Consider the following 21,185-nt stretch of genomic DNA (forward strand, 5'->3'; position numbering starts at 1 on the left):
CAGTCGTCCGGTCGGGGACCTTCGGGGGGTGCTGCGCTCAGTTCCGCACGTCGTTGTACGGGACGTCTCCGGGGTGATCCGGTCGGATCAGACCATCAGTGAACGGTCCGTCGGACGGATCGGGGCCGGCAGGGAGCTGGCACCGGTCAGGAAGCGGTCCACGCCACGGGCGGCGGAGCGGCCCTCGGCGATGGCCCAGACGATGAGGGACTGGCCTCGGCCGGCGTCACCGGCGACGTACACGCCGTCGACGTTGGTGGCGAAGTCCGCGTCACGGGCGATGTTGCCCCGCTCGTCCAGGTCCAGACCGAACTGCGCGACCAGGCCGTTCTCCACGTCCGTGCCGGTGAAGCCCATCGCGAGCGTGACCAGCTGGGCGGGGATCTTCCGCTCCGTGCCCGGCTTCTGGGTCAGCCTGCCCTCGACGAACTCGACCTCGACCAGGTGGAGGAACTGGACGTTGCCGTCCTCGTCGCCCTCGAAGTGGGTGGTGGAGACGGAGTAGACCCGCTCGCCGCCCTCCTCGTGCGCGGAGGTGACCTTGTAGAGCATGGGGAAGGTCGGCCAGGGCTGGCCGGCGTTCCGGTCCTCGCCCGGCTTCGGCATGATCTCCAGCTGCGTGACCGAGGCCGCGCCCTGGCGGTGGGCGGTGCCGACGCAGTCCGCGCCGGTGTCGCCGCCGCCGATGACCACGACGTGCTTGCCCTCGGCGGTGATCGGCGGGGCCACGAAGTCGCCCTCGACGACCTTGTTGGCCAGCGGCAGGTACTCCATCGCCTGGTGGATGCCGGCCAGCTCCCGGCCGGGGACCGGCAGGTCGCGGGCGGTGGTGGCACCGGCGGCGATGACCACGGCGTCGAACCGCTTGCGCAGGTCCGTCGCCGTCATGTCACGGCCGATCTCGATGCCGGTGCGGAACTTGGTGCCCTCCGCGCGCATCTGCTCGATGCGGCGGTTGATGTGCCGCTTCTCCATCTTGAACTCGGGGATGCCGTAGCGCAGCAGGCCGCCGATGCGGTCGGCGCGCTCGTACACGACCACGGTGTGGCCGGCCCGGGTCAGCTGCTGGGCGGCGGCGAGACCCGCCGGGCCCGAGCCGATGACGGCGGCGGTCTTGCCGGACAGGCGCTCGGGCACCTGCGGCTTGACGTCGTTGGCGTCCCAGGCCTTGTCGATGATGGAGACTTCGACGTTCTTGATGGTGACGGCCGGCTGGTTGATGCCGAGCACACACGCGGACTCGCAGGGAGCCGGGCAGAGGCGGCCGGTGAACTCCGGGAAGTTGTTGGTGGCGTGCAGACGCTCCTGCGCCGCCGACCAGTCCTCGCGGTAGGCGTAGTCGTTCCACTCGGGGATCAGGTTCCCGAGAGGACAGCCGTTGTGGCAGAACGGGATGCCGCAGTCCATGCAGCGGCCGGCCTGCTTGCTGATGATCGGCAGCAGGGAGCCGGGGACGTAGACCTCGTTCCAGTCCCTGACGCGCTCGCCCACCGGACGGGTCTGGGCGACTTCGCGCCCGGTGGTCAGGAAGCCCTTGGGGTCAGCCATGGGACGCAGCCTCCATCATCTTCTCGGTGGTCTCGGACTCGGAGAGACCGGCGAGCTCAGCGGCATCCTTGGCGGCGAGCACTGCCTTGTACGTGGTGGGGATGATCTTGCTGAACCGGTCCGCGTTCGCGGTCCAGTCGGCGAGCAGCTTCTCGGCGACGGTGGAGCCGGTCTCCTCGTGGTGGCGGCGCACGACATCGTGCAGCCACGCCTTGTCGGCGTCCGACAGGGCCTCGATCGCGCCCAGGTTGCCGGAGTTGACGTTGTCCCGGTCGAGGTCGACGACATAGGCGACACCGCCCGACATGCCGGCCGCGAAGTTGCGTCCGGTCTCGCCGAGGACGACCGCCGTACCGCCGGTCATGTACTCGCAGCCGTGGTCGCCCACGCCCTCCGAGACGACCAGGGCGCCGGAGTTGCGGACGCAGAAGCGCTCGCCGGTGCGGCCGCGGAGGAACAGTTCGCCGCCGGTCGCGCCGTATCCGATGGTGTTGCCCGCGATGGTCGAGTACTCGGCGAGGTGGTCGGCGCCCCGGTCGGGGCGGACGACGACCCGGCCGCCGGAGAGGCCCTTGCCGACGTAGTCGTTGGCGTCGCCCTCCAGGCGGAGGGTGACACCGCTCGGCAGGAAGGCGCCGAAGGACTGGCCGGCGGAGCCGGTGAAGGTGATGTCGATGGTGTCGGCCGGGAGGCCCGCGCCACCGAACCTCTTCGTCACCCGGTGGCCGAGCATGGTGCCGACCGTGCGGTTGATGTTGCGGATGGCGACCTGGGCGCGGACCGGCTGGGCCTCCTCGGCGGAGGCGGCGTTCAGGGCCTCGGCGGCGAGCTCGATCAGCTCGTTGTCGAGGGCCTTCTCCAGTCCGTGGTCCTGCTCGATCAGGGCGTGGCGGACCGCGCCCTCGGGCAGCTCGGGCACGTAGAAGAGCGGCTCCAGGTCGAGACCCTGCGCCTTCCAGTGGGTGACCGCGCGGCTGGTGTCCAGCAGCTCGGCGTGGCCGACGGCCTCTTCGAGGGTGCGGAAGCCCAGCTCGGCGAGGAGCTCGCGGACCTCCTCGGCGATGAACTCGAAGAAGTTGACGACGAACTCGGGCTTGCCGGAGAAGCGGTCGCGCAGGACCGGGTTCTGGGTGGCGATGCCGACCGGGCAGGTGTCCAGGTGGCAGACGCGCATCATGACGCAGCCGGAGACGACGAGCGGCGCGGTCGCGAAACCGAACTCCTCGGCGCCGAGCAGCGCGGCGATGATCACGTCACGGCCGGTCTTGAGCTGGCCGTCGGTCTGGACGACGATCCGGTCGCGCAGGCCGTTGAGCAGCAGGGTCTGCTGGGTCTCGGCGAGGCCGAGCTCCCAGGGGCCGCCCGCGTGCTTGAGGGAGGTGAGCGGGCTGGCGCCCGTACCGCCGTCGTGGCCGGAGATCAGGACGACGTCCGCGTGGGCCTTGGAGACACCGGCGGCGACCGTGCCGACGCCGACCTCGGAGACCAGCTTCACATGGATGCGGGCGACCGGGTTGGCGTTCTTGAGGTCGTGGATCAGCTGGGCCAGATCCTCGATGGAGTAGATGTCGTGGTGCGGCGGCGGCGAGATGAGGCCGACGCCGGGCGTCGAGTGACGCGTCTTGGCGACCCACGGGTAGACCTTGTGGCCGGGCAGCTGGCCGCCCTCGCCGGGCTTGGCGCCCTGCGCCATCTTGATCTGGATGTCGTCGGCGTTGACCAGGTACTCGCTGGTGACGCCGAAACGGCCGGAGGCGACCTGCTTGATCGCGGAGCGGCGGGCCGGGTCGTAGAGGCGGTCCGGGTCCTCGCCGCCCTCACCGGTGTTGGACTTGGCGCCCAGCTGGTTCATGGCGACGGCGAGGTTCTCGTGCGCCTCGCGGGAGATGGAGCCGTACGACATGGCGCCGGTGGAGAAGCGCCTGACGATCTCGGAGACCGGCTCGACCTCGTCGAGGGGGATCGACGGGCGGTCGGAGGTGAGGCCGAAGAGGCCGCGGAGCGTCATGAGGCGCTCGGACTGCTCGTTGACCCGGTCCGTGTACTTCTTGAAGATGTCGTACCGCTTGGTCCGCGTGGCGTGCTGCAGGCGGAAGACCGTCTCCGGGTCGAACAGGTGCGGCTCGCCCTCGCGGCGCCACTGGTACTCGCCGCCGATGTCCAGGGCGCGGTGCGCCGAGGGGACTCCGGAGACGGGGTACGCCTTGGTGTGCCGGGCGGCGACCTCCTTGGCGACGACGTCGAGACCGGCGCCGCCGATCTTGGTGGCCGTGCCGTTGAAGTACGTGGCGACGAAGGTCTCGTCGAGGCCGACGGCCTCGAAGACCTGGGCGCCGCGGTAGGAGGCGACGGTGGAGATGCCCATCTTGGACATGACCTTGAGGACGCCCTTGCCGAGGGCGTAGATCAGGTTCCGGATGGCCTGCTCGGGCTCCAGGCCCTCGATGAAGGTGCCGGCGCGGACCAGGTCCTCGACGGACTCCATGGCGAGGTACGGGTTGACCGCGGCGGCGCCGTAGCCGATGAGCAGGGCGACGTGGTGGACCTCGCGGACGTCACCGGCCTCGACGAGCAGACCCACCTTGGTGCGCTGCTTGGTGCGGATGAGGTGGTGGTGGACGGCCGCGGTGAGCAGCAGCGAGGGGATCGGCGCGTGCTCGGCGTCGGAGTGCCGGTCGGAGAGCACGATGAGGCGGGCGCCGCCCTCGATGGCGGTGTCGGCCTCGGCGCAGATCGCGTCGATGCGGGCGGCGAGGGCCTCACCACCGCCGGAGACCCGGTAGAGGCCGGAGAGGGTCGCGGCCTTCATGCCGGGCATGTCGCCGTCGGCGTTGATGTGGATGAGCTTGGCCAGCTCGTCGTTGTCGATCACCGGGAAGGGCAGGGTGACGCTGCGGCACGACACGGGGGTCGGCTCCAGCAGGTTGCCCTGGGGGCCCAGCGAGGAGCGCAGGCTCGTCACCAGCTCTTCGCGGATGGCGTCCAGCGGCGGGTTCGTGACCTGCGCGAACAGCTGGGTGAAGTAGTCGAAGAGCAGCCGCGGGCGGGCGGAGAGGGCCGCGATCGGCGAGTCCGTGCCCATGGAGCCGAGGGGCTCGCCGGCGGTGGTGGCCATCGGGGCGAGGATGACGCGCAGCTCTTCCTCGGTGTAGCCGAAGGTCTGCTGGCGGCGGGTGACCGAGGCGTGGGTGTGCACGATGTGCTCGCGCTCGGGGAGGTCGGAGAGCTCGATCTCGCCGGTCTCCAGCCACTCCTCGTACGGGTTCTCGGCGGCGAGGGCGGCCTTGATCTCGTCGTCCTCGACGATGCGGTGCTCGGCGGTGTCGACGAGGAACATCTTGCCGGGCTGGAGGCGGCCCTTGCGGACGACCCTGGCGGGGTCGATGTCGAGGACGCCGACCTCGGAGGAGAGGACGACGAGGCCCTCGTCGGTGACCCAGTAGCGGCCGGGGCGCAGTCCGTTGCGGTCGAGGACCGCGCCGACCTGGACGCCGTCGGTGAAGGTGACGCAGGCCGGGCCGTCCCAGGGCTCCATCATCGTGGAGTGGTACTGGTAGAAGGCGCGGCGGGCCGGGTCCATGGTCTCGTGGTTCTCCCACGCCTCCGGGACCATCATCAGGACCGCGTGCGGCAGCGAACGGCCGCCGAGGTGGAGCAGCTCCAGGACCTCGTCGAAGGAGGCCGAGTCGGAGGCGTCCGGGGTGCAGATCGGGAAGATCCGGTCCAGCGAGCCCTCACCGAAGGCCTCGGAGCCGAGCTGCGCCTCGCGGGCGGTCATCCAGTTCCGGTTGCCCTTGACGGTGTTGATCTCACCGTTGTGGGCGACGAAGCGGTACGGGTGGGCCAGCGGCCAGCTCGGGAAGGTGTTGGTGGAGAACCGGGAGTGGACCAGGGCCACGGCGGTGGCGCAGCGGCGGTCCGACAGGTCCGGGAAGAAGGGCTCCAGCTGGCCGGTGGTCAGCATGCCCTTGTAGACGATGGTGCGGGCGGAGAGCGACGGGAAGTACGTCGCGGCCTCGCGCTCGGCGCGCTTGCGCAGGACGAAGGCCTTGCGGTCGAGCGCGATGCCCGTGGTGGCGCCTTCGGTGTCCGCCACGAAGAGCTGGCGGAAGACCGGCATGGTGGAGCGGGCGGAGGCGCCGAGCAGCTCGGGGGCGACGGGGACCTCGCGCCAGCCGAGGACGTCCAGGCCCTCTTCGGCGGCGATCGCCTCGATCTTGGCGGCGGTCCCGTCGGTGTCGTCCTCGGGGAGGAACGCGATGCCGACGGCGTACGCGCCGGCCTCGGGAAGCTCGAATCCGGCGACCTCGCGGAGGAAGGCGTCCGGGACCTGGAGCAGGATGCCGGCGCCGTCGCCGGAGTCGGGCTCGGAGCCGGTGGCGCCGCGGTGCTCGAGGTTGCGCAGTACGGTCAGCGCCTGCTCGACCAGCGCGTGGCTGGCTACACCGGTGAGGGTGGCCACGAACCCGACACCACAGGCGTCGTGTTCGTTACGGGGGTCGTACATCCCCTGCGGAGCGGGGCGACCGTCCATGGGCGACCAGGCGTCGGAACGCATCGGCTCTCCCGTCGTCGTCGTGGCATATGCAGATACCGAGGGACGACGTTGGCCCTCCGCGAAATTTCGTGCAGGTTACATGATGGCTGAGTTCTCACGAAGCGGATAGTTCATTCCAGCATGCGGACACCGCCGACACGGAGCGGTGATGTGGGTTCACCTGGGGGGTTCACCTGGGGGTGCGGCGACAAGGGCTGTCCCGCGGGGGCGGATCGAGGGTGATCCGGAAGATCTCCGGGTCTCCGGCGACCCGTCACTGTGTGGGCTTCATTGCCCAGCGACGCTCATGCCTCATTCCCGTTGGTCACAGGTTCGAAACCGCCGAGTAACCGGCTACTTATGTGGCGTCCCGCATAGTGTCTCACCGCTGCGGCGGATCGGACCAGGGATATACGTCACAGCCGATCCGGGGCTTACGTCCCGAATTACTGCCCCGAAACGCCGGAAAGGCCCCCCATGGGGGCCTCTCGGTCTTCTGCGTGGGTACGGATTCCGTCGCGCCTTCCGCGCGGTGCGGAATCCGCACCCGTCAGGCGCTTCGCGCGGTACGGAATCCGTAGCCACCAGGTCCTTCGCGCGGACGGAACGCGCAGCCGCCCCCGGGTTACAGAGCCGCCCCGAAGAGCATGCCGAGTCCGTATGTGACGGCCGCGGCGGCGCCGCCGAGGACGAGCTGCCGCATGCCGCTGAAGAGCCAGCCGCGCGCGGTCACCCGGGCCACGAGCGCGCCGCAGGCGAACAGCCCGAGGAGGGCGAGCAGCACGGCGGGCCAGACCGAGGTCGCGCCGAGCAGGTACGGCAGTACGGGGAGCAGCGCGCCGAGCGCGAAGGAGCCGAAGGACGAGACCGCGGCGACCATGGGCGACGGCAGGTCGTCCGGGTCGATGCCCAGCTCCTCGCGCGCGTGGATCTCAAGGGCCTGCTCGGGGTCCTTCGACAGCTGCATCGCGACCTCGCGGGCGAGCGCGGGCTCGACGCCGCGGGAGACGTAGAGCGCGGCGAGTTCCTCCATCTCGTCGACGGGGTGCTTGCGCAACTGGCGGCGCTCGACGTCAAGTTCCGCCTGGACGAGTTCGCGCTGCGAGGCGACGGAGGTGTACTCGCCGGCGGCCATCGAGAAGGCGCCGGCCGCGAGTCCGGCGAGGCCGGTGATGACGACGGTCTGCGAGGTGACCGCGCCACCGGCGACACCGGTCATCAGGGCGAGGTTGGACACCAGTCCGTCCATCGCGCCGAAGACCGCCGGACGCAGCCAACCGCCGTTGACGTCACGGTGGGTGTGGTTGTCGCGGTGGGCCTCGTGCAGTGGCGCCTGAGCTTCGATGATGGACATGGCTCTCCCCTCGTTCCGGCGGGCCGGGTTGCACCCGCCGCCCCCAACATCCTCGAAAATACGCGCGATGTAAGGGGCGCGCCAGCAAGGCAGGCCGTACTTACTAAGGCCCGCCTCACTGAGGGCACCGCAACCTGGCGTGGTGTCAGGCGGGTGACAGAGACGTTTCTGCGGCGAGTTCGCCGCCTGTGGTGGCACAGATCCAGGCATCGGGGCGCCATCGACGCGCCCCCACCGAGGAAGGGGCCACGGACATGGTGACCACCACGGCACGCGACACGCGCGAACGGGCGAGAGGGGCACTGCTCGGCCTCGCCGTCGGCGACGCGCTCGGCGCGCCCGCCGAGAACATGCGGCCCTCCGAGATCCGCCGCCGCTGGGGCCGGATCGAGGGATTCGTGACGGAGAGCCCGGCGGGCACCGACGACACCGAGTACGCGATCTTCTCGGCGCTCCTCCTCGCCCGGCACGGCTCGGCCCTCACCGTCCACCACGTCGAACGGGCCTGGCACCACTGGATCGCCGACCTCGACGAAGGCCCCTTCCGGGGCGCGGGCTTCTCGGAGCGCGGCACCCTGGAGAACCTCCGCCGGGGCCTCGCCGCGCCCATCTCCGCCCAGCACCGGCACGCCTGGAGCGACGGCCTCGCGATGCGGGCGGCGCCGTTCGGGGTGTTCGCGGCGGGACGACCGGCGGAGGCGGCCCGGCTCGTCGCCATCGACGGCAGCGTCAGCCACGACGGCGAGGGCATCTACGGCGGCCAGGCGGTGGCGGCGGGCGTGGCGGCGGCGATGACGGGAGCGACCGTCACCTCGGTCATCGCGGCGGCGCTCTCGGTCGTCCCGATGGACTCCTGGACGGCCCGCTCGCTGCGCCGCGCGGTCGTCGCGGCGCAGCGCGTCCAGCCGGACCCGCTCACCCGCGAACGCCAGGTCCGCTCGGCGGTCGTCATCGGCGGCTACCCCTGGACGGACCTGGCCCCGGAGGCGGTGGGCCTGGCGTTCGGCGCGTTCGCCGCCGCGCGGGGCGACTTCCGTACGGCGGTCCTGACGGCCGTCAACATGGGCCGCGACGCGGACACGACGGCGGCGGTGGCGGGCGCGCTGGCCGGCGCGGCGGGCGGCGTCGGCTCGATCCCGGCGGACTGGGCCTCGGCCATCACCCCGGTGACGGGCAGCTGCCTCCCGTCGATGCGCGGCTACCACGTCCTGGACGTGGCGGACCTGCTGACCCCGGAGGGAGACTCCTGATGAGCGCGGACCTGACGACGACGGCTGCGGGCAAGACCCCGGACCGGGACGCCACCGGCACGGCCGCGGGCACAGCTCCGGCGCCGGACACCACCACCGCCACCACCACCGCTGTGCCCACAGCGCCGGGCTCCGGCCCCCTCCTCGGTACCCCCCAGGACCTGGTGTCGCCCCCCGCCCCGCCCCACGCCACCGGCTCCTGGAGCCGCACCCACGAACCCCCGCGCCCCTCCGCCCCCCAACGGCCCTCCCGCGACGCCGTCGAGGGTCTGCTGCTCGGGATCGCCTCGGGCGACGCCGCCGGCTGGCCCGCCGCCCGTCACCGCGCCGCCCGCATGCCCGAGTGGACCCGACGTCTCACCCGTGAACTCGACACCTTCGCCGAGCAGAACGCCACGACGACCCTCCCCGTCCCCATCGCCCTCAACCAGCCTCCCGAGCCCCTCCGGCTCGGCCCTTCGGACGACGCCGAGTGGGCGGTGTTCACCGCCGAGGCGGTACTCGCCTCCACCGGCCCGGTGTTCGCGACGCTGCCCCCGGAGCGCCGGCTCCGCGCCGCCGTGGACCTGGCCTGGAACGCCCTGGCCGGCCAGGTCGCCGCGGCGGCCGACCGCGCCCCGGAGGTCGAGTCCGCCGTACTCCCCCTCCGCGCCCGGATCTCCGTCCGCGCGGGCCTCGGCAATCTCGCCACCGGTCTGCGCCCGCCGGCCACCGGCCACGACAACCCGCACTACTTCGACGACGCCGCCTGCGTCCGCGCCGCCGTGCTGGCCCTCGTCCACCCCGGCGACCCGCGCGCCGCCGCCGAACTCGCCGAGTTCGACGCCCGGTACACCCAGGACGGCGACGGCGTCCACGGCGCCCGCGCGACGGCGGCGGCCGTCGCCGCGGCCCTCGGCGGGGCGACGGTCGACGAGGCCGTCGCGGCGGCCGTCGCCGAACTCGCGCCGGTCACCGAGATCGGCCGCAACGCCCGGTACGCGGTGAAGCTCGCCCGGACCGCCGGTTCGGCCTTCGAGCTGGTGCCGCTCCTCGAGCACCAGATCGTCGACCACGTCTACAGCTACGGCATCGCCGCCGCCGAGACCGTCCCGGTGGCCCTGGCCCTGGCGACCGCCTCCCGGGGCGAGATGACGTCCGCCGTACCGGCCGCGGCCTGTCTCTCCCGGGTCGCCGACTCCGCCCCCGCCCTCGTGGGCGCCCTCACCGGCGCGCTCGGCGGCGGCCGTTCGGTGCCGGCGACCTGGCGGGACGCGTGCCGGACACTCGCGGGCTGCGCGCTGCCCCGGCTGGCGGGGACGGACCTGGTGGAACTCGCCGGGCTGCTGACAACCACGGAACAGGCCACCCCAGGTGGACAATTCCGGCATGACACCCACACTGGATGACCGGATCACCGGCAGTCTCCTCGGGGCCGCCGTCGGCGACGCGCTCGGCGGCCCCGTCGAGGGCTACACCCCCGAGCAGATCGCGGAGCGCCACGGCGGTCGCGTCACCGGGATCGTCGGCCCCTGGAACGGCGACGACTGGCGCACGGCCCGCCCCATCGCCCCGTACCACAAGGGCGACGGGCACGTCACCGACGACACCTTGATGACCCACGCCCTGATCAGGGTGTACGAGAAGGTCCGCGGCCATCTCGACGCGTACGCGGTCGCGGACCATCTGGTCCCCGAACTCATGGGCTCCCCCGTCTGGATCCCGGAGCTGGAGGCGGAGGCGCTGCCGCTCCAGCGGATCTTCCTCGCCGAGAAGTGGATCGTCACCCGGCTCCACTACGCCCACGCGGACCCGCGCGAGGCGGGCAACGGCAACATCGTGAACTGCGGCGCCGCGATGTACATGGCGCCCGTCGGCCTCGTCAACGCGGCCCACCCGGAGGCCGCGTACACCGAGGCCCTCGACATCGCGGGCGCGCACCAGTCCTCGTACGGCCGTGAGGCGGCGGGCGTGTTCGCGGCGGCCGTGGCGGCGGCCTGCGCACCGGGCGCCACTCCGTCCTCGGTGGTGGCGACGGCCCTGGCACTGGCGAAGGACGGCACCCGGTCGGCGATCGAGGCGGTGGCGGAAGTGGCCTCCGGACACCGGGACTTCGAGTCGGCCCTCACCCCGCTGCGCAGGGCGGTCGCGCCCTTCGACTCGGTCGGCCCCGACTACCGCGCGCCGTCCCTCGGCGCCCGCCGCCCCTCCCGGCTCCACGCGATCGAGGAACTGCCGGTCGCCCTGGGCATGCTGCTGGTCGGCGAGGGCGACTTCCGGCGTACGGTGCTCGGCGCGGTGAACTACGGCCGCGACTGCGACTCCATCGCGACGATGGCGGGGGCGATCGTGGGCGCGCTGCACGGCGAGTCCGCGGTGCCCGCCGACTGGGCGAAGCGGGTGGCGGAGGCCAGCCGCCTCGATCTGCACGCCCCGGCACGGGCCCTGACCGAGGTGGCCCACGAGGTCTTCGCGGAGGACGCCGCACGCCGCCGGGCCCACGAGGCCGCGTTCGCCACGCTGACGGGCGCGGCCCGGTGAGCCTCCGGCTGACCTGGGTCCAGCCGGAGGACCTGGTGGGGCACGAGCTCCGCCAGGCGGCGGAGGACGGCCGCGACGCCCGCGCCCTCGCGGCCCGCTGGGCCTCGGCGGGCGGCCCGCCCGCCCCGGAGACGGCCGGCGCCTCCGAGGCCCTCCGCCCGGACCTCCGCCCCCTGGCGGAGGAACTCCTCGACGCCCTGGGGTCCCTCCCCACTCCCTCGGCACCCCTGGAGCCGACCCCCCTCCCCGGGATCCGGGCCCTGACAGCCCCCGGCACGACCGCCACCACCCCCTCTGCGGGCGGTCGTCCCGTACTCCCGCCGGGCGAGGAGGACGCCCTCCGCGACCGGTTCCACGCCGCCTGGCTCGGCCGGGCCGCCGGGTGTCTGCTCGGCAAACCCGTCGAGAAGCTGCCCCTCCCCGCCATCCGCGCCCTCGCCCGCGCCACCGGCAACTGGCCCCTCTCCACCTGGTTCACCGCCCGCGGCGTCCCGCCCGAGCTGCTCGCCGCCCACCCCTGGAACCGTCGCTCCGCCCCCACCTCCCTCGCCGAGAACATCGACGGCATGCCCGAGGACGACGACCTCAACTACGCCCTGCTGAACCTGCTGCTCCTCCAGCGGCACGGCCGCGGCTTCACCACCTCCGACGTCGCCCGCCTCTGGCTCGACGAACTGCCCGCCGGCCGCACCTTCACGGCCGAGCGCGTCGCCTACCGCAACCTCCTCGACGGCGTGGAACCCCCGCTGACCGCCGTCCGCCGCAATCCCTTCCGCGAGTGGATCGGCGCCCAGATCCGCGCCGACGTCCACGGCTGGACCCACCCCGGCGACCCGGTGGCCGCCGCCGCGCAGGCACACCGGGACGCGGTGCTCACCCACACCGCGAACGGCGTCTACGGCGCCATGTTCGTCGCCGCCACCCTCGCCACCGCCGCCACCGGCACCGCCGATGTCCACCAGGCCCTTGCCGCCGGTCTCGACGTGATCCCGCCGCGCTCCCGCCTCGCGGAGGCCGTCCGCCGGGGCATCGGGTACGCCCACGAGGCGGCCGGCCACCGCGAGGGCTTCGACCCGGTCGTCGACCGGCTGCACGCCGAACTCGGCGGGTACCACTGGGTCCATGCCGTCCCGAACGCCGCGCTGCTCGCCGCCGCCCTCACCCACGCCGACGGCGACTTCTCCCGCTCCGTCTGCGCGGCGGTCTCGGGCGGCTGGGACACCGATTCCAACGGCGCCACCGCCGGTTCGGTCGCCGGGCTGCTCGCCGGGCATCCCGACCGGCTGCCCGAGCGCTGGACCGCCCCTCTCAAGAACCGGCTGTCGACCTCGGTGCCGTCCTTCGACGGCATCGGTTTCGACACCCTGGCCGAACTGACCCGTCTGGAGGCCGTACGCCCATGACCAGCATCGTCGTACTCGGCAGTACGAACATGGATCTCGTCGCCTACGTACCGAGGGCCCCGGCCCTCGGCGAGACGGTCACCGGCCGCTCCTTCCGTACGATCCCCGGCGGCAAGGGCGCCAACCAGGCCGTCGCCGCCGCCCGCGCCGGCGCCGAGGTGTCGATGATCGGAGCGGTCGGCGCGGACGACTTCGGGACACGGCTCCGGTCCACGCTCGAACACTGCGGGGTGGACACCGACCTCCTGCGCACCTCCGAGGGCGCCTCCGGCACGGCCCACATCGTCGTCGACGACGAGGGCGGCAACGCGATCGTCGTCGTCCCCGGCGCGAACGGCACCGTCACCTCCCTCACCCACGGCGACGAAGCGCTCCTCGGCACCGCCGACGCCCTGCTGCTCCAGCTGGAACTGCCCCTCTCCGTCGTCGTGGAGGGCGCCACGACCGCCCGCGGGCTCGGCGTCCGCACCGTCCTCACCCCCGCTCCCACCCAACCGCTCCCTCCCGAACTCCTCGCCGTCACCGACCTGTTGGTGCCCAATGAGCACGAGGCCGCCGCGCTCACCGGTCTCACCGACCCGCGCGAGGCCGCCCTCGCCCTGCTCCGGGACGTGCCCGAGGTCGTCGTCACCCTGGGGGCGGCCGGCAGTCTGTACGCGGCGCGGGGCGCCGACCCGATCGCGGTGCCCGCCCCCCGGGTCCGGGCCGTGGACACCACCGGCGCGGGCGACACCTTCGTCGGCGCGCTCGCGGTCGCCCTCGGCGAGGGCCGCCCCGTCCCCGAGGCGCTCGCCTGGGCGCAGAGCGCCGCCGCGCTCTCCGTCCAGCGCGAGGGCGCCTCGACGTCGATGCCGTTCCGCACGGAGATCGAGGCGGCCTTCGGCTCCCTCGGCACGAGGGAGACCGACCGCGCATGACGACCGCACCGCACACTCCCACGACTCCCCTCCAGGGTCTGCGCGTCCTGGACCTCGCGACCCTCTTCGCCGGCCCGCTCGCCGCCATGATGCTCGGGGACTTCGGCGCCGATGTCGTCAAGGTCGAGCACCCCCGCAAGCCCGACCCGTCCCGTGGCCACGGCCCCGCGAAGGACGGCGTCGGCCTCTGGTGGAAGGTCCTCGGCCGGAACAAGCGGACGATCACCCTCGATCTGTCCTCACCGGGCGGCCGCGACACCCTGCTCGCGCTCGCCGCCGACGTGGACGTCATCGTGGAGAACTTCCGCCCCGGCACCCTGGAACGCTGGGGTCTCGGCTGGGAGGAACTGTCCACCGTCAACCCCCGGCTGGTCCTCGCCCGGGTCACCGGCTTCGGCCAGTTCGGCCCGTACGCCCACCGCCCCGGCTTCGGCACCCTCGCGGAGGCGATGAGCGGTTTCGCCGCCATCACCGGCGAACCCGATGGCCCGCCCACCCTTCCCCCCTTCGGCCTGGCCGACTCGATCGCCGCCCTCGCCACCGCGTACGCCGTGATGACCGCGCTCACCGCGAGGAACACGACCGGCCGCGGCCAGGTCGTCGACATGGCGATCATCGAACCGATGCTCTCCGTCATCGGACCCCACTCCCTCTGGTACGACCAGCTCGGCTACGTCCAGCCCCGGACGGGCAACCGCTCCCGCAACAACGCCCCGCGCAACACCTATCGGACCGCCGACGGCTCCTGGGTCGCCGTCTCCACCTCCGCCCAGTCGATCGCCGAGCGGGTCCTCCGGCTCGTCGGCCGCCCGGAACTGATCGACGAGCCGTGGTTCGCCGACGGCGGCGGACGGGCCGAGCACGCGGACGAACTGGACGAGGCGGTCGGCTCGTGGATCGCCCGCCACACCCGGGACGAGGCCATGGCGGCCTTCGAGAAGGCGGAGGCGGCGATCGCCCCGGTCTACGACATCCGGGACGTGGTCGCCGACCCGCAGTACCAGGCGCTCGGCACCGTCACCGAGGTGCAGGACCCCGAACTCGGCCCGATCAAGATGCAGAACGTCCTCTTCCGCCTCTCCGAGACGCCCGGAGCCATCCGCTGGTCCGGCCGCCCGCACGGCGCCGACACCACCGCCGTCCTCTCCGAACTCGGCCTCACCCCCGCCGAGATCGGCGCCCTCCGCGAGCAGGGGGCGGTATGAGCGAGGCCATGACCCGCGCGAACGGCACGGAACGTCCCCCGGCCCCGCCGCCCTTCACCCCCCTCACCTGGCTGTACGCGCCCGGCGACCGCCCCGCTGTCGTCGCCAAGGCCCTGCTCGCCGGCGCCGACGTGGTGATCGTCGATCTGGAGGACGCCGTCGCCCCGCACCGCAGGGCGTACGCCCTGGACGCCACGGCGGATCTCCTCGCGGACTCCCACCCCGTCCCGGTCCACGTCCGCGTCCACACCCCGCACGACATCCCCACCCTGGCCCCCCTCCCCGGCCTCCACGCTCTCCGTGTACCCAAGGTGACACACGCCACTGACATCCACCGGATCGCCCGGCTGGCCCCGGGCCTCCCCCTCTATCCGCTCCTGGAGAACGCCCTCGCCGTGGAGCACGCCTACGCCATCGCCACCGCCCACCCCGCCGTGCGCGGCATCGCGCTCGGCGAGGCCGACCTCCGCGCCGACCTGGGCATACGGGAGGACAGCGGCCTCGACTGGCCGCGCGGACGCGTGGTGGTGGCGGCCCGCGCCGCCGCCCTCCCGCCGCCGGCCCAGTCGGTCCATCCGGACATCGGCGACCTGGACGCGCTGGCCACCGGCTGCGCCCGGGGCCGGGCCCTGGGCTTCTTCGGCCGGGCGGCCATCCACCCCCGCCAGCTCCCCGTCATCGAGCGGGCCTACCTGCCCACCCCGGCGGAGATCGACGCGGCGCGGGAGGTCGTGGCGGCGGGGACCGGGCAGGGCGCGCTGGCCCTCCCGGACGGCCGTTTCGTCGACGCGGCGGTGGTCGCGGGGGCCCACCGGGTCCTCGCCCTCGCCGCCCGTAGGGCCTGACGCCCGGACCCCGGCGGGCGCTCCCGTACCCCGGCATGCGGAAGGGCCGCCGGAACCCTTGGGTTCCCGCGGCCCTTCGAACGGCTGTGAAGGATCAGCTCTTGGCGGCGGACCCGGCGCCGTTGTCGGCCCCGTGCTCCACGTCCGTGGCGAAGCCGTCGGCGTCGGAGCTGTCGGCGTCTGAGCCGTCAGTGTCCTTGCCCTTGTCCTTGCCCTTGTCCTTGACGAGGTCCGGTCCGGCGTCGGCGGCCTCGGGATCGGCGTCCCCGGCCTTCTCCCCGGCCTCACCCTTCGCGGTGTCCTCCTCGGCGTCGACGCCCTTCGCGTCGTCGCCGTCCTTGGCGACGGGCCTGGGCTCCACGACCTCCTCGCGGCCCGGACGGATCCGCGCCGAGATCACCATGTAGAGCACCGCGAGCAGGAAGACGATGATCGCCGTCCACACGTTCAGCCGGAGGCCGAGGATGTGGTGCGCCTCGTCCACCCGCATGTACTCGATCCAGGCACGACCGGAGCAGTACGCGGCGACGTACAGCGCGAAGGCGCGCCCGTGGCCGAGCTTGAAGCGGCGGTCGGCCCAGATGACCAGGAAGCCGACACCGACGCACCACAGCGACTCGTACAGGAAGGTCGGGTGGTAGAGCCCGGCCTCGCGGTTCGCACCCTCGGTGATCTTGAGGGCCCAGGGCAGATCGGTCGGCCGCCCGTAGAGCTCCTGGTTGAACCAGTTGCCCCAGCGGCCGATGGCCTGGGCGAAGGCGATACCGGGAGCGAGGGCGTCGGCCCACGCCGGGAGCGGGATGCCCCGTCGGCGGCAGCCGATCCAGGCACCCACCGCGCCGAGCGCGATGGCGCCCCAGATACCGAGGCCGCCCTCCCAGATCTTGAAGGCGTCGACCCAGTTCTCACCCTCGCTGAAGTACAGCTGGTAGTCGGTGATCACGTGGTAGAGGCGTCCGCCGACGAGGCCGAAGGGCACCGCCCAGACGGCGATGTCGGCCACGGTGCCGGCAGTGCCGCCCCGGGCGATCCAGCGCTTGTTGCCGTACCAGACGGCTACGAAGACACCGATGATGATGCAGAAGGCATAGCCGCGCAGCGGGATCGGTCCGAGGTTGATCACACCGGTCGACGGGCTGGGAATATAGGCAAGGTCCATGGCAGGTCCGACGCTACCCTGCCGGGCGGGCGGTACGGCAGCCCGCCCGGCAACTTCTGGGTAACTAACGCCGCCGGAGCGGGTCTCAGCCGGCCGAGGGGGAGACCGGAGCGGCCGTGCCCGCCTTCTTGCCCTTGTTGGCCTCGGCGACCCACGTCTTGAGGTTCTCCGGGGAGATCTGCTCGTTGCCCTTCGTCGGGAAGATCGGCTCGCCGTTGAGCAGGACGGTCGGGGTGCCCCGGAAGCCGCCGTTCTGGAAGGCCTCGTTCGACTTGGTCACCCAGCTGTCGTGCGTCCCGTCGTTCACACAGCTGCGGAAGGCGGGCGTGTCGAGCCCCGGGACCTTCGCGGCCAGCTCGATCAGCTTGTCGTTCTTGCCGAAGGCGTCGTCCGTCTCCGGCGGCTGGTTGACGTAGAGGGTGTCGTGGTACGCGGTGAACTTCCCCGCGTCCTGGGCGCACGCCGCCGCGTTCGCCGCGCGCAGCGAGCCGCTGCCGCCCATGTTCCCGTCGATGAGGGTGGCGAGGTGGTACTCGGCCTTGAGCGCGCCCGAGGCCTCCAGCTCGTGGATGGTGGCCCGCATGACGTTCTCGAACTGGGCGCACGCCGGGCAGCGGAAGTCCTCCCAGACCGCGAGCGTCGACGGCGCGTCCGTCTTCCCGGTGGGGATGGCGGGCTTCCCGTCCTCCTCGATCGCCCCGGTCGGCGCGACCACCGGGCCCGCCTTGTCGGACCCGCCGTTCTTGTCGCCGCCGGCCGCGATCACGCCGACGATCGCGGCCAGGCCGAGGACACCGACCACCGCCGCCGACACGATCAGGACGCGCCGCTGCTTCTCGCGGGCCTTGTCACGCTCACGCTGCTGCTGGAGGCGCTCCCGCGCGCTCCGGTTACCGTCACCACGGTTGTTCTCGCTCACGCCTCAGGAACGAACCGGGGAGGCACGTACGTGCCTCCCCGGTTGAGATCCACCCAAATGGGTTACGAAACGCGCCGTACGCCCTCGGCGAGTTCGGCCGCCAGTTCCCTTACGGCGGCGAGTCCCGCGGCCTCGTCGCCGTCGGCGTCGAGGATCCGCTTCACGAAGGCGGAGCCGACGATGACGCCGTCGGCGAAGGCCGCGACCTCCTTCGCCTGGGCGGCGTCGGAGACCCCGAGGCCGACGCACACCGGCAGCTCGGAGGTCGCGCGGGTACGGCGGACCAGGTCGGCGGCCTGCTCGCCGACCGACACGCGGGTGCCGGTGACGCCCATGAGGGAGGCCGCGTAGACGAAGCCGGAGCCGGCCGCCGTGATGGTGGCGAGCCGCTCGTCCCTGCTGCTGGGCGCGACGACGAAGACGGTGGCCAGACCGTGCTTGTCGGCGTGCTCGCGCCAGACCGCGGACTCCTGGACCGGCAGGTCGGGCAGGATGCAGCCCGCGCCGCCGGCCGCGGCGAGCTCCTCGGTGAAGCGCTCGATGCCGTACCGGTCGATCGGGTTCCAGTACGTCATGACGAGGACCGGCTTCCCGGTGGCCTCGTGGGCCTCGCGGACCGTGCGCATCACGTCGGCGATCTTGACGCCGCCGCGCAGGGCGATGTCGTCGGCGGTCTGGATGACCGGCCCGTCGAGGACCGGGTCGCTGTGCGGGAGGCCGACCTCGACCACGTCCGCGCCGCCGTCGAAGACGGCCTTGATCGCCGCGATGCCGCCGTCGACGGTCGGGAAGCCGGCCGGGAGGTACGCGATGAGCGCGGCCCGGTTCTCCGCCTTCGTCTTGGCGAGGGTGTCACTGAGCAGCTGGATGTTCCCGGTCGTCACTTGGAGCCCTCCCCGTCGTACAGGCCGAAGTAGCGGGCGGCCGTGTCCATGTCCTTGTCGCCGCGCCCGGAGAGGTTCACCAGGAGCAGGGCGTCCTTGCCGAGTTCCCTGCCGACCTCCAGGGCCCCGGCGAGGGCGTGCGCCGACTCGATCGCCGGGATGATGCCCTCGGTGCGGGAGAGCAGACGCATCGCCTGCATGGCGGCGTCGTCGGTGACGGCGCGGTACTCGCCCCGGCCGCTGTCCTTGAGGTACGCGTGCTCCGGGCCGATGCCCGGGTAGTCGAGGCCCGCCGAGATCGAGTAGGGCTCGGTGATCTGGCCCTCCTCGTCCTGGAGGACGTACGACCGCGAGCCGTGCAGGATGCCGGGCTCGCCCGCGGTGAGGGTGGCCGCGTGCTCGCCGGTCTCGACGCCGTGGCCGGCCGGCTCGCAGCCGATCAGGCGCACGCCGGCGTCCGGGACGAAGGCGTGGAAGAGGCCGATGGCGTTGGAGCCGCCACCGACGCAGGCGATCGCCGCGTCGGGGAGGCGTCCGGCGCGCTCCAGGATCTGGCGGCGGGCCTCGACGCCGATGACCCGGTGGAAGTCGCGGACCATCGCGGGGAAGGGGTGCGGTCCCGCGACCGTGCCGAACAGGTAGTGCGTCCTGTCCACGTTGGCGACCCAGTCGCGGAAGGCCTCGTTGATGGCGTCCTTGAGAGTGCGGCTGCCGGACTTCACGGCCACGACCTCGGCGCCGAGCATCCGCATCCGGGCCACGTTGAGGGCCTGGCGCTGGGTGTCGATCTCACCCATGTAGATGGTGCATTCGAGGCCGAACAGGGCGCAGGCGGTGGCGGTGGCCACGCCGTGCTGGCCCGCGCCGGTCTCCGCGATGACCCGGGTCTTGCCCATGCGCTTGGTCAGGAGGGCCTGGCCGAGCACGTTGTTGATCTTGTGCGAGCCGGTGTGGTTCAGGTCCTCGCGCTTGAGGAAGATCCGGGCGCCGCCGGCGTGCTCGGCGAACCGGGACACCTCGGTGAGGGCGCTCGGCCGGCCGGTGTAGTTGACCATCAGGTCGTTGAGCTCGCGGGCGAACTCGGGGTCGGACTTGGCCTTGTCGTACTCGACGGCGACCTCGTCGACGGCGGCGACGAGGGCCTCCGGGATGAACTTGCCGCCGTAGGCGCCGAAGTAGCCCTCGGCGGTGGGGACCTGACCCTCCGGGTCGGGAATGAAGAACTCGCTGGACATGCGGTTGCTCCTCGCGGGGCGGGGCCCCGGGTGACGTGCGGGTGATGGTCACGGTATGCGCCCGGACACCTCACGAACGGCCGCCGAGCCGCGCCCCGCCACCGCCGTGTGGGCAATCGTCCCGCTTGGGGGTCCCCCTGGACGAAGTCCTTGGGGGAGGGACGGGTGGGCACACGGGACGGACGCGGCGGCGGGAAGCCGGCGGTCGGTGCACGCGCCGGCCCGCGCAGGGGCTAGGCGGCTGTGCTGTTCGTGAAGGTGCGCGCGAGGCGCGGGCGCCATCGCATGCCGTTGACCTGGCCCGGCTCGGAGCCGATCACGTACCGCACCCGGCGGCCGTGGACCCGGCGGGCCGGCGCACGGCAGCCCCGCGGCCGGCAGCCGCGGGCCAGCGGGGCGTGCTTGGAGACGGGGGCGGCCGCGGTACGGAGCCGACCGCGGCGACCGGGCGCCGACGGCACGGCGACGGCCCCCCGGGCACTGCCCGGAGGTGTCGGCGTGTCGTGGCGCGGGGTCATGGCGCGGTCAGCTCCGGCCGTGCCTCAGGGCGGGGTGGGCACCGGCCGCGACGAGGTCGGCGACGGCGGCCTGCGGGTCGCGGCCGGTGACGAGGGACTCGCCGACCAGGACCGCGTCGGCGCCCGCGTTGGCGTAGGCGATCAGGTCGTGCGGGCCGCGCACGCCGGACTCGGCGATCTTGACGATGTGCGCCGGGATCTCCGGGGCGACGCGCTCGAAGGTGGAGCGGTCGACCTTGAGGGTCTTGAGGTTCCGCGCGTTGACGCCGATGATCCGGGCGCCCGCGTCGACGGCCCGCTCGACCTCTTCCTCGTCGTGCACCTCGACGAGCGGGGTGAGCCCGATGGACTCGGCGCGCTCGATGAGGGAGACCAGCGCCTCCTGCTCCAGGGCGGCGACGATGAGGAGGGCGAGATCCGCTCCGTACGCGCGCGCTTCCCAGAGCTGGTACGCGGTGACGATGAAGTCCTTGCGCAGGACGGGGATGTCGACCTTGGCCCGGACGGCCTCCAGGTCCGCGAGGGAGCCGCCGAAGCGGCGCTGCTCGGTGAGGACGGAGATGACGGCGGCGCCGCCTGCCTCGTAGTCCGCGGCGAGTCCGGCCGGGTCGGCGATCGCGGCGAGCGCGCCCTTGGACGGGCTGGAACGCTTGACCTCGCAGATCACCTTGACGCTGTCGCCGCGCAGTGCGGCGACCCCGTCCTTGGCCTGCGGGGCCTTGGCGGCGCGCTCCTTGAGCTCGTCGAGGGTGACCCGCGCCTGCCGCTCTGCGAGGTCGGCGCGTACGCCTTCGATGATCTCGTCGAGCACACTCACGCGAGGGGCCCCCTTCCGGGACGGTGATGGTGATGAGGAACCAGGTTCAGCCACATCGATCCTATCCGCAGGAC

General features: G+C 72.7%; 16 protein-coding genes. 7 read left to right on the forward strand and 9 right to left on the reverse strand.

Annotation, left to right across the window (positions count from 1 at the left end):
* Positions 1 to 87: 87 nt before the first annotated feature.
* From V4Y03_RS07865 to V4Y03_RS07875, 3 genes are all read right to left on the reverse strand, one after another.
* A complete protein-coding gene (locus tag V4Y03_RS07865) occupies positions 88 to 1,548 on the reverse strand; it encodes a glutamate synthase subunit beta (RefSeq protein WP_317876685.1) in 1,461 nt (486 codons plus the stop codon).
* Entirely contained in the window at positions 1,541 to 6,106 is a 4,566-nt protein-coding gene (gene gltB / locus V4Y03_RS07870; protein WP_332434451.1) for a glutamate synthase large subunit, read from the reverse strand. The genes V4Y03_RS07865 and gltB overlap by 8 nt, the downstream gene beginning before the upstream one ends.
* Before the next feature lie 604 nt (positions 6,107 to 6,710).
* Entirely contained in the window at positions 6,711 to 7,439 is a 729-nt protein-coding gene (locus V4Y03_RS07875) for a VIT1/CCC1 transporter family protein (RefSeq protein ID WP_332434452.1), read from the reverse strand.
* 254 nt (positions 7,440 to 7,693) lie between these two features.
* Here V4Y03_RS07875 and V4Y03_RS07880 point away from each other — a divergent pair, with 254 nt between their 5' ends.
* The 7 genes from V4Y03_RS07880 to V4Y03_RS07910 are packed head-to-tail and all read left to right on the forward strand — an operon-like array spanning position 7,694 to position 15,579.
* Positions 7,694 to 8,689, forward strand: a complete 996-nt coding sequence (locus tag V4Y03_RS07880) for an ADP-ribosylglycohydrolase family protein (RefSeq protein ID WP_332434453.1) — start codon at positions 7,694 to 7,696, stop codon at positions 8,687 to 8,689.
* A complete protein-coding gene (locus tag V4Y03_RS07885) occupies positions 8,689 to 10,077 on the forward strand; it encodes an ADP-ribosylglycohydrolase family protein (RefSeq protein ID WP_332434454.1) in 1,389 nt (462 codons plus the stop codon). The genes V4Y03_RS07880 and V4Y03_RS07885 overlap by 1 nt, the downstream gene beginning before the upstream one ends.
* Positions 10,058 to 11,209 (forward strand): ADP-ribosylglycohydrolase family protein, encoded by a 1,152-nt coding sequence (locus V4Y03_RS07890; RefSeq protein ID WP_317879028.1) that lies wholly within the window; start codon positions 10,058 to 10,060, stop codon positions 11,207 to 11,209. Before V4Y03_RS07885 ends, V4Y03_RS07890 begins: the two co-directional genes overlap by 20 nt.
* A complete protein-coding gene (locus V4Y03_RS07895; RefSeq protein WP_332434455.1) occupies positions 11,206 to 12,612 on the forward strand; it encodes an ADP-ribosylglycohydrolase family protein in 1,407 nt (468 codons plus the stop codon). Before V4Y03_RS07890 ends, V4Y03_RS07895 begins: the two co-directional genes overlap by 4 nt.
* Entirely contained in the window at positions 12,609 to 13,529 is a 921-nt protein-coding gene (gene rbsK / locus V4Y03_RS07900; RefSeq protein ID WP_332434456.1) for a ribokinase, read from the forward strand. The genes V4Y03_RS07895 and rbsK overlap by 4 nt, the downstream gene beginning before the upstream one ends.
* Positions 13,526 to 14,734, forward strand: coding sequence for a CaiB/BaiF CoA transferase family protein (locus V4Y03_RS07905; protein WP_332434457.1), 1,209 nt, complete (start codon positions 13,526 to 13,528; stop codon positions 14,732 to 14,734). Before rbsK ends, V4Y03_RS07905 begins: the two co-directional genes overlap by 4 nt.
* Before the next feature lie 8 nt (positions 14,735 to 14,742).
* A complete protein-coding gene (locus V4Y03_RS07910; protein WP_332437127.1) occupies positions 14,743 to 15,579 on the forward strand; it encodes an HpcH/HpaI aldolase/citrate lyase family protein in 837 nt (278 codons plus the stop codon).
* Between the two features lie 94 nt (positions 15,580 to 15,673).
* Here V4Y03_RS07910 and lgt read toward each other — a convergent pair whose 3' ends face one another.
* From lgt to trpC, 6 genes are all read right to left on the reverse strand, one after another.
* Complete coding sequence (gene lgt, locus V4Y03_RS07915) at positions 15,674 to 16,738, reverse strand: prolipoprotein diacylglyceryl transferase (RefSeq protein ID WP_332434458.1); 1,065 nt, start codon at positions 16,736 to 16,738, stop codon at positions 15,674 to 15,676.
* Positions 16,739 to 16,823: 85 nt separating this feature from the next.
* The gene (locus tag V4Y03_RS07920) at positions 16,824 to 17,657 is read right to left on the reverse strand and encodes a DsbA family protein (protein ID WP_332434459.1); all 834 of its coding nucleotides are present in this window, start codon (positions 17,655 to 17,657) and stop codon (positions 16,824 to 16,826) included.
* Between the two features lie 62 nt (positions 17,658 to 17,719).
* The gene (gene trpA, locus V4Y03_RS07925; protein WP_332434460.1) at positions 17,720 to 18,541 is read right to left on the reverse strand and encodes a tryptophan synthase subunit alpha; all 822 of its coding nucleotides are present in this window, start codon (positions 18,539 to 18,541) and stop codon (positions 17,720 to 17,722) included.
* Positions 18,538 to 19,776 (reverse strand): tryptophan synthase subunit beta, encoded by a 1,239-nt coding sequence (trpB, locus tag V4Y03_RS07930; protein WP_317877297.1) that lies wholly within the window; start codon positions 19,774 to 19,776, stop codon positions 18,538 to 18,540. The genes trpA and trpB overlap by 4 nt, the downstream gene beginning before the upstream one ends.
* 233 nt (positions 19,777 to 20,009) lie before the next feature.
* Positions 20,010 to 20,294, reverse strand: coding sequence for a tryptophan biosynthesis modulator TrpM (gene trpM, locus V4Y03_RS07935; RefSeq protein ID WP_443079755.1), 285 nt, complete (start codon positions 20,292 to 20,294; stop codon positions 20,010 to 20,012).
* 7 nt (positions 20,295 to 20,301) lie between these two features.
* Entirely contained in the window at positions 20,302 to 21,111 is an 810-nt protein-coding gene (trpC, locus tag V4Y03_RS07940; RefSeq protein ID WP_317878895.1) for an indole-3-glycerol phosphate synthase TrpC, read from the reverse strand.
* Positions 21,112 to 21,185 lie beyond the last annotated feature (74 nt).

It is taken from the genome of Streptomyces sp. P9-A4, assembly GCF_036634195.1.
In the GTDB taxonomy this organism is placed as follows: Bacteria; Actinomycetota; Actinomycetes; order Streptomycetales; family Streptomycetaceae; genus Streptomyces.